Origin of the sequence: Pseudomonas sp. NFX1, assembly GCF_051123555.1 — a bacterium.
Classification (GTDB): domain Bacteria; phylum Pseudomonadota; class Gammaproteobacteria; order Pseudomonadales; family Pseudomonadaceae; genus Aquipseudomonas; species Aquipseudomonas capeferrum.
Genome location: NZ_CP169366.1, coordinates 2,228,423 through 2,243,448, shown reverse-complemented (window position 1 = coordinate 2,243,448; position 15,026 = coordinate 2,228,423). Strand labels below are relative to the sequence as shown.

Below are 15,026 nucleotides of genomic sequence, written 5' to 3'. Positions count from 1 at the left end.
GGCCCAGATTGATACCGCCGGAGGGGTACCAGCCGCCAAACACGCTGGCCATGTCGACGCAGGAAGCGGTGGTCGCAGACCAGCCACGAGCAGGCTTGCTCGCCCTGGGGCACCGCCTCGAGCATGGCCGATGCCTCGTTGACGAAGCGTTTGCCACTGGCCAGTACCCCGATAACCCCCGGCTTGCCACGCTCGATGATGTGCGGGAAGTGGCCGATGCTGCCGTCGCGGTGCCGCACCTTGGAGACCGGCGCCAATGACCAGTACGTCGTATTCGGCTTGCAAGGTGTCGGTGGGCATTGCAGGGACTCCGGGGCTATTATTGGAACGTGATTCCATATTCTTCCCGTGTGGGGACTTAAGATACAAGCCGCGCCGCGTGGTACTGGTCGATTACCGGACACTTCGGCGTAGCGCTGCTGCACGGCGGCTGTTCTTGTGGAATCATCTTCCAGAATTCGCCACATTTTCAGGGACCTTAGTCATGGCTGGTAGTCAGATCGAACGCGCCTTCAGTCTTGTAGAAAGCCTTACCGGCGAGCCTGAGGGCCTTGCCCTGCAGACCCTGGCCGAGCGCCTGGAGATTCCCAAGAGCGCCACCCACCGCATGCTGGCCGAGCTGATTCGACTGGGCTACGTGCGGCAGAACCGCGACAACAGCCGCTACCAGTTGTCTGCCAAGCTGGTGGCGCTGGGCTTTCGCTACCTCTCCAGCAGTGGTGCCGACATCATCCAGCCGATTCTCGACCGCCTGGCCCAGGACAGCGGCGAACTGGTGCGCCTCGGTGTGATCGACGGTAGCCGCCAGACTTGGATCGCCAAGTCCCAGGGGGCGCGCTCGGGTTTGCGCTACGACCCCGACATGGGCCGCGATGCGCCCCTGTTCTACACGGCCTCCGGGCATGCCTGGCTGGCCAGCCTGAGCGATGCCGATGCCGTGCAGATGGTGTTGCGCCAGGGCATTGCCGACCCCGCGCAGTTCGGCCCGAATGCACCGCGCTCCACGGACGAGCTGCTGGGCTACCTGCAACGGGCACGCGAGCGGGGCTATGCCTGGGTCGAGCAAACCTCGGCAGTGGGCACATCGGCGTTGGCCGCCGTGGTGCGGCGCCCCCGTACCGACGAAGTGATTGGCGTGCTGAGCATCGCCGGCCCCAGCGCACGGCTGGCGCCCACGCGTTTGCCTGAACTGGCGGCGCAGCTGTTGGCCGCAGCCGACGAGCTGTCCGCTGCCAGCCAGGCCAGTGAACTGTTTGCCTGACAGGCGCAGGCCTGTGCGTTTGTGGTCGATAACCGCACAGTCTGTGCGTGCGGTGCTTCTGTAAAGCGGAACGTGGTTCTAAATTATCGATTGTGGATTCTGGAACAGCGTTCCGTAATCCGTGACCCGACAACAATGACAAGAGGACACTCCGTTGAACGCACCGCTTCGTATCGCCCTGATTGGCGCCGGCATCATGGGCCGCCAGCATTACCAGCACCTGCGCCAGGTTCCGCAAGCCCAGTTGTGCGCGGTGGCAGACCCTGGCCCGCAGGCCGAGGCCTTCGCGGCCGAATGCGCGGTACCTTGTTTTGCCGACCACCGCCGCATGCTGGAGATAGTCCAGCCCGAGGCGGTGATCGTCGCCAACCCCAATAACCTGCATGTGGCCACCGCGCTCGATTGCATCCAGGCCGGTGTGCCGGTGCTGTTGGAAAAACCGGTGGGCGTGCACCTGGATGAAGTCCGTGCGCTGGTGGAGGCGTCTCGGCGCTGTGGCGTGCCCGTGCTGGTCGGCCACCACCGACGGCATAACCCTCTGATCGCCAGTGCCCGTGGGATGATCGCCGACGGTGCCCTGGGCAGGCTGATCAACGTCACTGCGCTGTGGCAGTTGCAGAAGCCCGACAGTTACTTCGACACCCCCTGGCGCCGCGAGCCAGGCGCCGGTTTCTTGTTGACCAACCTGATCCACGACCTGGATCTGCTGCGTTATCTGTGCGGCGAGGTGGTGCAGGTACAGGCGTTCACCCGCAACGATGTACGCGGTTATGCCAATGAAGACAGCGCGGCGGTACTGCTGCAGTTCGCCAACGGCGCGCTGGGTAGCCTGACGGGCTCCGACGCGGTGGCTGCACCCTGGAGCTGGGAGCTGACGTCCGGCGAGAGCCCGATCTACCCGCGCCAGGATGGCCAGCCCTGCTTCCTGCTGGCGGGCACCCAGGGTGCGCTGAGTATTCCGCAGCTCAAGCGCTGGCAGTACGCCGAAGCCGGTTCGGGTTGGCACACGCCGTTGCTGCAAAGCGAGGCCGGCACCCCGGCGGGCGAGGCATTGACCTTGCAACTGCAGCACTTCGTGCGCGTTGCCCGCGGTGAAGAAGCACCGCTGACCGACGCCGCAGACGGCGCCCGTACCTTGGCCCTGGTCGAGGCGATCCGCCAGGCCGCCGAAAGCGGCCGAGCGTGTGCCCCCGCGATCATCGCCTGACGCGCGAGCAAAGCGCGACCTTCGATCACACCTTTTTTGCTTTCAGGTAACGAACATGACTGACCGTATTTTTTCCCTTGCCGCGCTGACGGTGCTCGAGCTTTCGCCGCCCGCCATGGTGGAAGCTGCCGCCCGTGCCGGCTACAGCCACGTGGGCCTGCGCCTGGTCGCGGCCACTCCAGAGGAACAGCACTTCCCGCTGGTTGCCGATGCCGAGTTGCGTCGCCAGACCCAGGCGCGCCTGCGCGACACCGGTATCAAGGTGCTCGACCTGGAAATCCTGCGCCTCAAGCCTGAAACCTGTGTGGCTGATTTCGAGGCCATTCTGGCGGTGGGTGCCGAGTTGGGGGGTACCGAACTGCTGGTTGCCGGCAACGACCCGGACGAGGCCCGCCTTACTGAGCGCTTTGCCGAGCTGTGCGACCTGGCGGCGGGTTACGGTATCCATCCGCATCTAGAGTTCATGCCTTGGACCGACGTTCGTGACTTGCGCCAGGCCATGCGCGTGGTAGCCAACGCTAGCCGGGAAAATGGCTGTGTGCTGGTGGACGCGTTCCATTTCAACCGCTCTGCGTCCTCGCTCGACGACCTGGCGCGCCTGGCACCACAGCGCATGCGCTACGCCCAGTTGTGCGACGTGGCCGGCCCGGTGCCGGAGGATATGGACGAGATCTTGCGCCAGGCGCGTAATGAACGGCGCTTCCCCGGTGACGGCGATGCTGACCTGGTCGGGTTGTTGCGCGGCTTGCCGGCAAGCGTGCCGCTGAGCCTGGAGATTCCGACGCGGCAGTTGCTGGAGCAAGGTGTCAGCGGCGAGCAGCGGGCGCGGCTGGCGCTGGAGAAGGCCAAGGCGGTGCTGGCGCGGGTGTGAGATAGGGTAGGGGCGGCCAAGTGCCTGGCTTGGGTTTTGAGGTGGGGCATAGATCGAGCGCCGCCCGCGCGGCGCATCGCGAGCAAGCTCGCTCCTACATTTGTTTCGGGCCAGTTATTCCTGTGCCATGGGCGCGCGACCCCTTTGGCGCCCGCCTCAATATCGCGTCGTACTAACAAGGCGGTCGCTGCAAATGCCACAGGCCTCACTGGCCCGAAACAAATGTAGGAGCGAGCTTGCTCGCGATGCGCCGCGCGGGCGGCGCTCGATCTATGCCCCAACACACATCCAATGCCAGGCACTAAGCCCCCTCAACCCCACGCGGCGCCATGAAGTACATCCACACCAGCGCCAGGAAATACATCACCGGAATCATGGTGAACAGCACCGCATAATTGTTGTGGGTGACCGTCAGCACGCTGCCGACGATCTGTGTCATGAACATCCCACCAATGGCCGCACACATGCTGCCAAAGCCGAACACCGTGCTCACCAGGTGCTTGGGTGTGTAGTCCATGACCAGGCTCCAGATATTCGCGGTCCAGGCCTGGTGCGCGCCGACCGCCACGGCAATGGCGAGCACTGCGACCCACAGGCCACTGGCGTGGGCAGCAAAGACCACACTGACAATGGTGCAGGCAAAGATCAGCATCGAGATCAGCCGTGCGCGGATCGCACGTACGCCGCGGCCGATCAGCCACGACGAAAGTATCCCGCCGCCAATGCTGCCGAAATCCGCAGTCAGCCAGATCAGGATCAACGGGATACCCATCTGCGTCACACTGATGCCCAGCGCGTACTGCTGGTTCAGAAACGGTGGCAGCCAGTAGAGGTAGAACCAGAACACCGGCGCCGTGATTGAGTAAGCCACGGCGAAGGCCCAGGTGCCGCGCTGGCGCAAGATGCGGCGAAACGGCATCGGCTTCGCTTCGGGCTCGTCATCCTGCTGGATATAGTCCAGCTCGCTCTGGCGCACGTGTGGGTGCGCTTCCGGGTTGAAGTACTTCAACCCCCACAACACCACCCACACCAGGCCAAGGCTGCCCATGGCGATGAACGCGGCCTGCCAGCCCCAGGCAGCCAGGATCAGCGGCAGCAGCGCCGGGGTGACCATGGCTCCGACGTTGGTGCCGGCGTTGAACAGGCCGGTGGCGATGGCGCGTTCGCCGGCAGGAAACCACAACCGCGTGGTCTTCACGCAGGCCGGGTAGTTGGCCGCCTCGGTCAGGCCGAGGATGAAGCGGCAGACCATGAAGCCGGCCGCCGAGGTGGCCAGGCCGTGGGCGCCGGTGGCCAGGCTCCACAGCAGCACCGCAACGAAGAAGGCGTGCTTGACCCCAACCCTGTCGATCAACCGGCCCTGCAGCAGAAAGCCGATCGCGTAGCCGACCTGGAACCAGAAATTGATGTTGGCGTAGTCCATCGCCGTCCAGCCCATGTCCTTGGCCAGGACCGGTTGCATGATGCCGAGGGCGGCGCGGTCGATGTAATTCAGGGTGGTGGCGAAGAACACCAGGGCCAGCATGCCCCAGCGGGTCTTGCCGACGGCGAAGGCGCCACGCACCTTGTCACCGATGGAGCCATGGGCGAGGCGGGGGGGGGCAGTGTTGAACTTGGAAGGGGTCATGTGAGGTCGTTTCTTGAAATTGTTTTGAACGGCAGTGCGTCTGTAACGCGGTTTTGCCCATGGCTGGGATGGGCGCGCAAGGTCATTTAATGGTGAGCAGTGAATGATTGAGCGTCAATTCAAAGATGGGGCTACTGTTCGCTGATCGAACAAAAGTGCTGCTGCGCTAAGTCGCGGGGCCGCACAGCGCTTTGCCTGCCAGGTAGCCGAAGGTCATGCCGGGGCCAAGGGTGATGCCGCCGCTTGGGTAGTGCCCGCCCATGATGCTGTGCATATCGTTGCCGACTGCGTAGAGGCCGGGTATCGGGCGCTGTTCGCTGTCCAGGACCTGGGCCGAAGCCTCCGTGCACAGGCCGGCGAACGTCCCCAGGCTGCCCGGCAGCAGCTTCACCGCATGAAAGGGGCCGTGCAGCAGGGGCCGCAGTGACGGGTTGGGCGCTTGCAGCGGGTCGCCCTGCGCGCGGTTGTAGCGCGAGGCGCCACGCTGGTAGTCCGGGTCTGCGCCCTGCGCCGCGTGGTGGTTGAACCGTGCCACGCTGCGCTGCAGTTGCTGGGCGTCGATCCCGCAGCGTGCGGCCAACTGTGCCAGGTTAGGGCCACTGAACAGGTAGCCACGCCGTTCATAGAAGCCGGTAGGGAAGGGGAACGGCTTGGCCCAGCCGATGCCATGTCGGCGTTGCGCGGCGTGATCGCAGATCAGCCAGGCCTCAGGTGCCTCGCCTGGCGGCGTGGCCGCGAACAGCGCATTCATGAAAGCATGGTAGCTGTCGGCCTCGTTGACGAACCGCCGGCCGTCACGGCGCACGGCAATGAAACCGGGCTTCGCACGGTCGATCAGGTGCGGAAAATGGCCGAAGCTGCCGTCGCTTCGTGGCACCTGTGACACCGGCGCCCAGGCCCCGGCGTGGGCCGCCGTGGTGACGACTTGTGCGCCAACCTGCTCGCCCAGGCGCAGGCCGTCGCCGCTGTTTTGTAATGGTGCAGCGGAGTAGTGGCGATCGCCTTCGGGCGCATGGGGTATCAGTTGCGCGATGCGCTGGCGGTCATGCGGGAACCCGCCGCAGGCCAGCACCACACCGCGTCGTGTGTGGATCACCTGACCATCGCTGAACTGAACGCCAGTGATGCGCCCATCCCTGAGCAAGCCGGTGGCCTGTCGCGCATGCAGCAGCGTCACGCCCAGGTCGAGGGCGCTGCGCAGCAGGCGCGCCACCAGCGCATTGCCGTTGACCAGGTGCAGGCCGCGACGATGCAGTAGCAAGTCGCGCCCATGGCGCAGCAGGCGCTCGCCGACGTGCCAGGCGGCCTTGGGCGAACGGCTGGCATTGAAGAACGCGGCCATGTCCGCCCCACCGGCGATGCCCATGCCGGCCAGGCTGACGATGTCCAAAGGGGGGCGAAGGCGGTGCACCCAGTGCCCGAGCAGGCGCCCGTCGAATGGCTGCGCGCACAGGGAGCGCCCACCCTGTGCGCTGCCGTCGCCCTCGTGCATGTCGGGCATCTTCGTGCCGGACTGGAACTGCACAGCGGTGTGCTGTTGAAAGAACGCCACCATTTCCGGCCCATGGCGCAAGAACGCCAGCTGGCGTGGGCCCAGCTCGGCGACGTGGGTTTGCGCGCGCAGGTAGCGTTCGGGCGCATCGTCGGTTTCGACGATGCCTTCGGCGATGGCCAGCGGGTTGCGGGGTATCCACAACCAGCCCCCCGACCAGGCGCTGGTGCCGCCGAACTGGCTGGCCTTTTCGGCGACGATCACCTTCAGGCCATGATGCGCGGCGGTTACTGCGGCAGCCAGGCCAGAGGCACCGGAGCCGAGGACAAGTACGTCACATTCCAGGGATTGCATGGGTGCGCTCCGGTCAGGTTGGGGGCAAGGCATTCACTGCAGGGGCGAAAAGCCGGTCGGGCGCATTAGCCGCGATTGCAAGCGCAGCACGGCGCCCAGTTCGCGATTGCGCTTGGAGAACTCCGCCCAGCGCGGGTCCGCAGCCATCGCTGTGCGGCGCTGCATGCGCTCGTCGAGGCTGGCATAGCCCCACAGGTGCACCACCTGGTTGACCTCGCCGAATTCGCTGGTGAAAAAGCCGACCAGGTTGCCCAGGTGTTCGCTCTGCACCGCCAGCGCATGGCTCTGGTACAGGGCCAGCCAGTCGGCCATTTTCAGCGGGTCGAGGGTGTAGGTTCTCAGTTCAAAATACATGCGACAGTCTCCGGATGAGGGGCCGACGCCTACAGGCGTTCGGCAATAGGGTTGGCGACGAGCCAGCCGACGGTGAGGGCAGGGCCTCAGATCTCCAGCGGGGTGACGCCCATGAAGGCGCCGAGCAGTCCGAGTTGGGCAAAGGCCATCTGTGGCCCGGTCTGGATCGCACAACCGAGCTGACGTGCCCTGTGCAGCAAGGGGGTGATCTCTGGCGAAGTGACCACGTCGGCAACCAGGGTGCAGGGCTGCAGGGTGTCCAGCAGGGCGCCAGGCAGAGGCAGCTCGTCGCTGCCGCCCATGCCGACGGGCGAAGCGTTGACCAGCAGGTCGAACGCCTCCAGCGAGTGGTATTGGGTAGCGACTTCGAGGTTGGGGAAGGTGTTGCCAAGCAGTTCGCAAAGCGCGCCCGCCCGTGCCGAGCAGGGGTCGCTCAGGGTGACCTGGCCCACGCCAGCCTCACCCAGGGCATAAGCGATGGCGCTGCCGACCCCACCACTGCCGATCACCAGTGCGCGTTTGCCCGCCGGCTGAAAGCCCTGCTTGCGCGCGGCGCTGAGGAAGCCTGCGCCGTCGACGTTGTCGCCCAGCAGGCACCCGTCGCTGCCGCGCCGCACCACATTGACCGAGCCCAGTGCGCCAGCGCGTTCGCTCAGCCCGTCCAGGCGCGTGGCCAGCGCCTGTTTGTAGGGCACGGTGACCACGCAACCGCGCAGGTTGCGCCAGCCCCGCAGGCTGTCGACGAAGGCGTCCAGCGCCGTTTCCTGCAAGTCGATGGGGAGCATCGCCAGGTCGCAGCCATGGCTGGCGAACCAGGTGTTGAAGTTTTCAGGCGATTTCACCTGGGCGATGGGTGAACCGACGATGGCGACCAGTTCTGTCGAACCCCGAATCATGCTGACCTCCGTGCTTGCTGTTGTTGTGCAGGCAAGGGTGGCGTGAGAGGGGATGGGGGACAATGCGCTTGTCGGGCAAGTAGTGCGATAATCGCAGTGGCCTGGCGATTATCGAACCAGAGTGCTGAACAATGTACAGCCCGGATCACGACAGACCGCACGAGGTGAAGGCATGGACAAACCGCAGATACACCCCCGCGACCTGATCGCCGGCTTGCAGAAAGGCCTGGCGTTGATGCAGCTGTTCAGCGTCGATCAGCCGCGCCTGACCGTGCCACAGGCGGCCAGGCAGTCAGGCCTTACCCCCAGCGCTGCGCGGCGCTTCCTGCTGACCTTGGTACACGAAGGCTTTGCCGACACCGATAGCCGCCATTACTGGCTCACGCCCAAGGCGCTGCGCATTGGCCAGGCCTACGTGGATTCGGCGCAACTGCCGCGCATGCTGCGGCCCATCGTCGAGCAGGTTGCCCGGCAGACCCAGGAACATGTCTCTGTCGGCACTCGAGACGGCGATGAAATCATCCACCTGGTGCGCAGCCGGTACAGCCACATCGCCTCGTTGTCGATCAGGCCCGGTTCGCGGGTGCCGATGTACTGCACGGCCGGGGGGCGAATCTGGCTGGCCACGCTGAGCGAGGCGGCGCGCGACGCGTATTTCTCGCGCAACCCGTTACGCCAGCTCACACCCTACACGCAGACAGACAGGGCGCTACTGGAGCAAGCGCTGCAACGTGTACGCCAGCAGGGCTTCTGCATCGTCGACCAGGAGTATGAAGTCGGCATGCGCGTGCTGGGCGTGCCGCTGCTGGACCGCAGCGGTGAATTGAAGGCGACCCTGACGATCACCACCCACGCCTCACGGTTGAGCGTTGACGAGATACGGCTGCGCTATTTGCCGCCGCTGTATGAAGCGCAGGTGTTGTTGAGGCCAGTGGTTGGTTGATCTGCAGTCTGACCTGGCGGCCCCGACAAACTTAAGCTTTGCCCCCCAGTAAACCCCGTGCAGGCCATTGGTGCAGAGGGCAATGGCTGCCGATCACTCTGACTGAACTCCCGGCCCCAGCGCTACGTCCCCCGAATGAAGGCACACAGTCCGGCACCTGCCGGTTGTTCATTTGCGAGGGATATGACCATGGAACGCGATCAAGGCTCGGCAGCACCGCCGAGCAGCCCCCAGGATCACCTGCACGCCATTACCGACGAGGCCGGCGCCCTGCTGAGCGAGGCAAAGCACCAGGGCACCGAGCAGTACGAGCACTACCGCACCACAGCCGCCGAGCAACTCGACTCCTTGCAACAGGGTGCACGCTCGGCCGCATCCGCGTTGCAGGGCAACGACAGCCTGGGGCTTTCCCATTACCTGGGCGAAGCTGCCGAGTGGATGGGCAATTTTGCCGAGCAAATCCGCCATGAAAGTGCTGAGGACCTGCTGCACCGAGGGTCTCGCCTGGCGCGGGACAACCCGGCGCTGTTCCTGGCTGGCAGTGTGGCGGCAGGGTTTGCCTTGTCCCGCTTTCTGCGCGCCAGCGCCAGCCACGCCACCACGGCGCCGTCGCCGGTGCCAGGGCAACGCAGCAGCGAGCCCAGGCACGCCGCTGCGCCGATGCCGGACCGCGCCAGCGACGTGTCCACGCACAAACCTTACACCCCGGTCGACCCTGTCGGCATGGGCGGCGGCACGCCGGTAAGCGGTGGCCCATTGGAGCGTGACCCGCTCAAAGGAGGTGAATGATGAACAAGGACCCTCTACAACCTGCGCCGGGGCTACATACCCCGGCAGAGGACACGGTCGGGGTGGGCGGTTTGCTGCGTCAGTTGATGCGCGAAATCCCAGAACTGTTCACCCAGGAGCTGGCCCTGGCCAAGGCCGAACTGCAACGCAATCTCAACGCCTTGAAGGCCGGTACGGCAGCGGTGGCGGTAGGGGCCATCGTGCTGTTGGCGGGCTTCATCATCCTGCTGCTGGCAGCGGTGTATGCCTTGTCGATGGTGCTCGTGCCCTGGCTTGCAGCGCTTATCGTCGGGGCGGTAACGGTGATCATCGGGTTCATCATGCTGCAGGCCGGCAAGAAGCAGTTCGAGCCAGCTCACCTGGCCCCCGATCGCACGCTGCATGCCCTGCAGCAGGACAAGGACGCGCTGAAGAGGAAACTGCCATGAGCACTTCTTTCGAGCAAGAAACGCAGAAAGACCCTGACCTGCTCGAGCAACAGATCAATGCCAAGCGCGAGCATATCAGTGACCTGGTCGATGCCCTGGAGCAGCGCCTGAGCCCAGGCCAACTGATGGACCAGGTACTGGCTTACAGCAAGGGCAGCGGCGGCGAGTTCTTCCATAACCTGGGCACCACCTTGAAGAACAACCCCGTTCCGACCACCCTCACGGTGCTTGGCCTGGCGTGGCTGGGCTTCAATCAGAATCGCCCGTTCAACCCTGGCCCTGCGCACACTGGCCCCGGCCTGGGGGAAAAGCTGGGTGATGCGGTCGACAGCGTGAAGGGGGCTTTTGCCCATGCCACCGAGGCGCTGCACGATGCCGGCCACGCCGTGAGCAGCAAGGCCCATGACCTGCGTGACCGGGCCGGCGAGCTGGGGCAGGGCGCGCGCGACACGGTGCACGGGTCGGCTGACAGCCTGCGTGGCAGCGCCCAGCAGATCGGTGACCAGGCCACGGCGCTGAAGGGCCAGTTCGATCAGTTGCTCAAGGAGCAGCCCTTGGTACTGGCCGCGCTGGGCATAGCCTTGGGTGCAGCCTTGGGTGCGGCACTGCCCGGCACCCGTAAAGAGGACGAGCTGATGGGCGCCAGCAGTGACCGCTTGACCGACACGCTGAAGGCCAAGGGTGAGCAAGCCAAGGAGGCGGTAAAAGAGTCGGTAAGGGAAGCCACCGCGAAAGAGGCGCCCACGGGCACGCATCGAACGGCGGACACTGACTTGTCTTCGGGGTTGGGCTTCCCGTCCTGAAACCTCCGGGGGCGTCGCTGCCAGCGGGCGACGCCCCCCCTGGGGGATTATTGGCCGCGGCGTTTGCGGCCGGCTTCGTAACGCGCCAGCAGGGGTTGGACGCTTAGCCCATGCACCACGATGCTCAGCGCCACCACCGACAACGTGAGGTTGGTACTCGAAGTGGCGACGCTGGGCAGCATGTCGTGATTGAGCGCGTAGAACAGGTAGTAGAGGCTACCGATACCGCGTATGCCGAACCAGCCAAGCAGGCCGCGCTGGCGCAGGTCCAGCAGGCCGTGCCCGGGGATCAGCAGCGTGCTCAGTGGCCGAATGATCACGAACAGCGCCGCGCCGACGACCAGGGCTCGCCAGTCCCAGTGCTCGATCAACACGACCCCGAGCAACGTCACCAGAAAGACCTCCATCGCCCGCTCCACCAGCCCGCCGAACGAGAGCATGTCGCCGAGCATGATGCCCGCTGCGACCTGTGTGTCTTCCAGTGCGGCGATATCCCCTTTCACCGCATGCTCCGGGGCGACATGCTGGTGACCGACGACGGGCTGTACAAGGTGCTCGGCGGGCGCTTGCGGGGTGGGGCTGGTGTGCACCTCGGCCTGTCGCAGGCCGAGCCCCGCCGCGAATACCGCGAGAAAGCCATAGCCATGGATCAGGTCGGCGACCACATAAGCCATGGCAATCAGCGCCAGTGCCAGGTAGTCGTTGGGCGAAAGCGTGCTGTCGGCATGCTGGGTGCGCAGGTACAGGCTCAAGTGCCCAAGGCCGCGCCCCATCCAGTAGCCACTGAGCAAGCCTGCGGGTACCGCCCACAGCACGTCCTGCAACAGCCAGTCGGTAAGCCACTGGCTGCCTTCGGCGCCCTGCACCAGCAGCAGGCCGAGGATCACGAACGGAAAGGCGATGCCATCGTTGAGCCCCGCTTCGCCCGACAGGCTGAAGCGCACCCGGTCGTAGTCCTGCGCGTCGTTGACCTGTACCAGCGTGGCCAGCACCGGGTCGGTCGGGGCCAGGATGGCGCCAATCAGCACCGACACCCCCCAGCCCAGGTGCAGGCCGTAGTGCAGCACCAGACTGACCCCCGCGATGCAGGCCAGCATCACGGGCCCGGCCAGGAAGAAGGCCACCCGCCAACTGCGGCTGCTCAGCGGCAGGCGCAGCTTGAGGCCGCTGACGAACAGGGAAAACAACACAGCGACCTCGGTCAGGTGCTCCATCCAGCCGCTGGCCTGGGGCAGGTCGAGTTGCAGCAGCCCGAGGCCGCCCGGGCCAAGGCCTACGCCCAGCCCCAGGCACACCACCGAGGTGGTGACAGGGATCCAGCGCAGGTAAGAGGAAGTCAGCGCCAGCAGCAGCAAGACGGCGCCGAGCATGGCCACCCAGACAATGAAACTCATGTGCGCAGGTGCCTCCAGCGAGTCGGGTTGTGACGCGGGTACAGACAGTCAGTCTAGCCGTTGCTGTCGCGTAGCAGCGCCTTTGCGCTGTACAGGGCGGTTGACGTAGCGGCATTTTGATGGTCATCTGCGCGCCTGTTTCAGGTGCCCCCTGCCGCCGTGCATGGGGTGAAACGGGAAGCCGGTTCGTCATCGAGCGATGATCAGTCCGGCGCTGCCCCCGCAACGGTATGCGAGCGAAGCATTCAACACACCACTGTGCCACGGCATGGGAAGGTGAATGCTTCATGCCCCTCGCGAGCCCGGAGACCGGCCTGAAGCATCGTTTGGCAAACCCGCGGTGGGCGGGCGCAGGCCGGTTTCCGTAGGCGTGCGCGCCTGCGATGCCCCTTTGCGTTGTTCCCCCGGGATTCTTTCATTCCTGCTTCAAGTGGAACGACATGTCCCGTTATTCGCTGTTCAGTTCTTTGCCAGGCCCGCTGCTGCATGCAAGCCTGGTGCCCTGTGTTTTCCTTAGCGTTGCAGCCCACGCCGCCGAGGCGGACAACGCCCTGGCGCTGCCGGCCACGGACATTACCGGCACGGCCGAGCGCAACCCGCAGCCCGACCTGCATACCCCAGGCACCAGTGGCTCGCGGCTTGGCCTGACGCCGCTGGAAACACCCGCCAGCGTGACCAGCATCAGTGCCGAGCAAATCCTCAAGCGCAACAACGCAACGGTTCAGGACGCGGTTACCCGTTCGCCCGGCATCACCTTCATCGGCACCCCCGGCAACGGCGGCACGGCGCTGTCGGCCCGTGGCTTTACCGGGCACAGTTCGACCATGCAGCTGTACGACGGCACCCGGCTGTACGTAGGCGCCGGCACGGTGACCTTCCCGGTGGACACCTGGTCGGTAGAGCGCATCGATGTGCTGCGCGGCCCGGCATCGGTGCTGTACGGGGAGGGCGCCACCGGCGCGGTGATCAACGTGGTGCCGAAGAAGCCGTTCGAGGGTGAAATCCGCAACCACCTGCGCCTGGGCTACGGCTCGGATGACCGCCGGCAGATGGCCCTGGACAGCGGTGGTTCGCTGACCGATACCTTGAGCTATCGCCTGAACCTGAACAAACAGGCCAGCAACGGCTGGGTCGACCGCGGCGACTCGCAGAGCCTCGCCATCAGCGGCTCGCTGCGCTGGCAGCCCAGTGATGAGCTGAGCTTCACCCTCAGCCACGACTACGGTGACCAGAACCCGCAGCAATACATGGGTACGCCGTTGGTGGGTGGGCACTACCGCGAGTCGCTGCGCGATCACAATTACAACGTCGACAACGCCGAGCTGCATTACAACGACCAGTCCACGCGCCTGGTGACCGACTGGGTGATCAACGACAACCTGACCGCCAGCAACCAGTTGTACTTCCTCAAGGCCCAGCGTCGCTGGCGCAACGCCGAGACCTACACCTGGTTGCCAGGTGACCAGGTGCGCCGCAGCAGCTTCATCAGCATCAAGCAGACCCAGGAACAGCTCGGTGACCGCCAGTCGTTCACCTTGCAACACTCGCTGTTCGGCCTGGACAGCCAGACCGTGGTGGGCGCCGACTACAACACGATCCGCTTCGTGCGCAAACACGACTTCGGCAACACCCTGACCGATACGGTGCCGTTGTCGGGTTCGGGGGGCGGCGAATACATCAGCAACGACCCCTTCCGCTCGCGCGAAGCCAACCAGGCCAAGCAGTTTTCGCTGTTCGCCGAGAACCGCACGCAGTTGACCGAGCGCCTGTCGCTGATCACCGGTGTGCGCCGCGACCAGGTGCACTTGCACAGCGACGACCTGGATACCGATACCCGCACCGACCGCAGCTTGTCCGGCAACAACTGGCGCGCCGGGCTGGTGTTCGCGGTTACCGAAGACCTGTCGGTCTACGGCCAGTACGCCACCAGTACCGAAGGCGTAAGCGACCTGCTGACCCTCGACGCCGCTCAGCAGCAGTGGGACCTGAGCACCGCCAAGCAAACCGAAGTGGGCATCAAGCAGATGCTGCCCGAGGGGCGAGGGGAGTGGACCTTGGCGGCGTACCACATCGTCAAGAAAAAGCTGCTGAGCACCGACCCGCTCAACCCGACGCTGCAACAGCAGGTCGGCCAGCAGTCGTCGGACGGTATCGAAGCCACCCTCGAACTGCGCCTGCCCTACGACGTGCAGCTGTCCGCCAACGCCGCCTGGGTGCGGGCAGAGTATGACGAATTTACCAATGGTACCGACGACTATTCCGGCAACCAGCCCACCGAGGTGCCACGCCGTTCCGCCAACCTGTGGTTGAGCAAGGACTTCGGCCAACGCTTCAGTGCCGGTGCCGGGGCGCGTTATGTCGACAGCCGTTACGCCGACAACGCCAATACCGTTCAGGTGCCCAGCTACACCGTGGTCGACGCCACTGTCGACTGGCACGTGCAACCGGACCTGACCCTGGGCCTGCAGTTGAACAACCTGTTCGATCGCCAGTACGCCATCACCACCGGTAACAACGGCCGGCAGTGGTACCTGGGTGAGCCGCGCTCATTCTTCGTCACGGCTGACTACAGCTTCTGAGCCTGTCGCACCGGTCTTTGGCCGGTGC

General features: G+C 65.1%; 13 protein-coding genes, 1 pseudogene and 1 riboswitch. Of the genes and pseudogenes, 8 read left to right on the top strand and 6 right to left on the bottom strand.

Going from position 1 to position 15,026, the window contains the following annotated elements:
* Nucleotides 1-20: 20 nt before the first annotated feature.
* A pseudogene (locus DJ563_RS09785) lies at nucleotides 21-254 on the bottom strand (FAD-binding protein); the annotation flags it as partial.
* Nucleotides 255-484: 230 nt separating this feature from the next.
* Between DJ563_RS09785 and DJ563_RS09780 the strand changes: the two are divergent.
* From DJ563_RS09780 to DJ563_RS09770, 3 genes are all read left to right on the top strand, one after another.
* Nucleotides 485-1,261, top strand: a complete 777-nt coding sequence (locus tag DJ563_RS09780) for an IclR family transcriptional regulator (protein WP_033698693.1) — start codon at nucleotides 485-487, stop codon at nucleotides 1,259-1,261.
* Between the two features lie 154 nt (nucleotides 1,262-1,415).
* A complete protein-coding gene (locus DJ563_RS09775; RefSeq protein ID WP_434519393.1) occupies nucleotides 1,416-2,468 on the top strand; it encodes a Gfo/Idh/MocA family protein in 1,053 nt (350 codons plus the stop codon).
* Between the two features lie 55 nt (nucleotides 2,469-2,523).
* A complete protein-coding gene (locus tag DJ563_RS09770) occupies nucleotides 2,524-3,339 on the top strand; it encodes a sugar phosphate isomerase/epimerase family protein (RefSeq protein ID WP_434519392.1) in 816 nt (271 codons plus the stop codon).
* A gap of 301 nt (nucleotides 3,340-3,640) precedes the next feature.
* On the opposite strand, the gene DJ563_RS09765 is transcribed toward DJ563_RS09770, so the two are convergent.
* The 4 genes from DJ563_RS09765 to DJ563_RS09750 all read right to left on the bottom strand — a co-directional run bounded on the left by DJ563_RS09765 (nucleotide 3,641) and on the right by DJ563_RS09750 (nucleotide 8,062).
* Nucleotides 3,641-4,966 carry an MFS transporter gene (locus tag DJ563_RS09765; protein ID WP_434519391.1) on the bottom strand — a complete coding sequence of 442 codons (1,326 nt, stop codon included), beginning with the start codon at nucleotides 4,964-4,966 and terminating at the stop codon, nucleotides 3,641-3,643.
* Nucleotides 4,967-5,132: 166 nt separating this feature from the next.
* A complete protein-coding gene (locus tag DJ563_RS09760; RefSeq protein WP_434519390.1) occupies nucleotides 5,133-6,812 on the bottom strand; it encodes an FAD-dependent oxidoreductase in 1,680 nt (559 codons plus the stop codon).
* A gap of 33 nt (nucleotides 6,813-6,845) precedes the next feature.
* The gene (locus DJ563_RS09755; RefSeq protein ID WP_434519389.1) at nucleotides 6,846-7,166 is read right to left on the bottom strand and encodes an NIPSNAP family protein; all 321 of its coding nucleotides are present in this window, start codon (nucleotides 7,164-7,166) and stop codon (nucleotides 6,846-6,848) included.
* A gap of 86 nt (nucleotides 7,167-7,252) precedes the next feature.
* Nucleotides 7,253-8,062, bottom strand: coding sequence for a shikimate dehydrogenase family protein (locus DJ563_RS09750; protein ID WP_434519388.1), 810 nt, complete (start codon nucleotides 8,060-8,062; stop codon nucleotides 7,253-7,255).
* A gap of 172 nt (nucleotides 8,063-8,234) precedes the next feature.
* Here DJ563_RS09750 and DJ563_RS09745 point away from each other — a divergent pair, with 172 nt between their 5' ends.
* The 4 genes from DJ563_RS09745 (at nucleotide 8,235) to DJ563_RS09730 (ending at nucleotide 11,025) form a co-directional block, all read left to right on the top strand.
* The gene (locus DJ563_RS09745; RefSeq protein WP_434519387.1) at nucleotides 8,235-9,005 is read left to right on the top strand and encodes an IclR family transcriptional regulator domain-containing protein; all 771 of its coding nucleotides are present in this window, start codon (nucleotides 8,235-8,237) and stop codon (nucleotides 9,003-9,005) included.
* 189 nt (nucleotides 9,006-9,194) lie between these two features.
* The gene (locus tag DJ563_RS09740; protein WP_274099092.1) at nucleotides 9,195-9,794 is read left to right on the top strand and encodes a hypothetical protein; all 600 of its coding nucleotides are present in this window, start codon (nucleotides 9,195-9,197) and stop codon (nucleotides 9,792-9,794) included.
* Nucleotides 9,794-10,222 (top strand): phage holin family protein, encoded by a 429-nt coding sequence (locus DJ563_RS09735; RefSeq protein ID WP_434519386.1) that lies wholly within the window; start codon nucleotides 9,794-9,796, stop codon nucleotides 10,220-10,222. The genes DJ563_RS09740 and DJ563_RS09735 overlap by 1 nt, the downstream gene beginning before the upstream one ends.
* Nucleotides 10,219-11,025 (top strand): DUF3618 domain-containing protein, encoded by an 807-nt coding sequence (locus tag DJ563_RS09730; protein WP_033698680.1) that lies wholly within the window; start codon nucleotides 10,219-10,221, stop codon nucleotides 11,023-11,025. Before DJ563_RS09735 ends, DJ563_RS09730 begins: the two co-directional genes overlap by 4 nt.
* A gap of 47 nt (nucleotides 11,026-11,072) precedes the next feature.
* On the opposite strand, the gene DJ563_RS09725 is transcribed toward DJ563_RS09730, so the two are convergent.
* The gene (locus tag DJ563_RS09725) at nucleotides 11,073-12,419 is read right to left on the bottom strand and encodes a cation:proton antiporter (protein WP_434519385.1); all 1,347 of its coding nucleotides are present in this window, start codon (nucleotides 12,417-12,419) and stop codon (nucleotides 11,073-11,075) included.
* A gap of 125 nt (nucleotides 12,420-12,544) precedes the next feature.
* Nucleotides 12,545-12,751: riboswitch (cobalamin riboswitch) on the top strand.
* A gap of 108 nt (nucleotides 12,752-12,859) precedes the next feature.
* Between DJ563_RS09725 and DJ563_RS09720 the strand changes: the two genes are divergently transcribed.
* Entirely contained in the window at nucleotides 12,860-14,998 is a 2,139-nt protein-coding gene (locus DJ563_RS09720) for a TonB-dependent receptor (protein WP_434519384.1), read from the top strand.
* Nucleotides 14,999-15,026 lie beyond the last annotated feature (28 nt).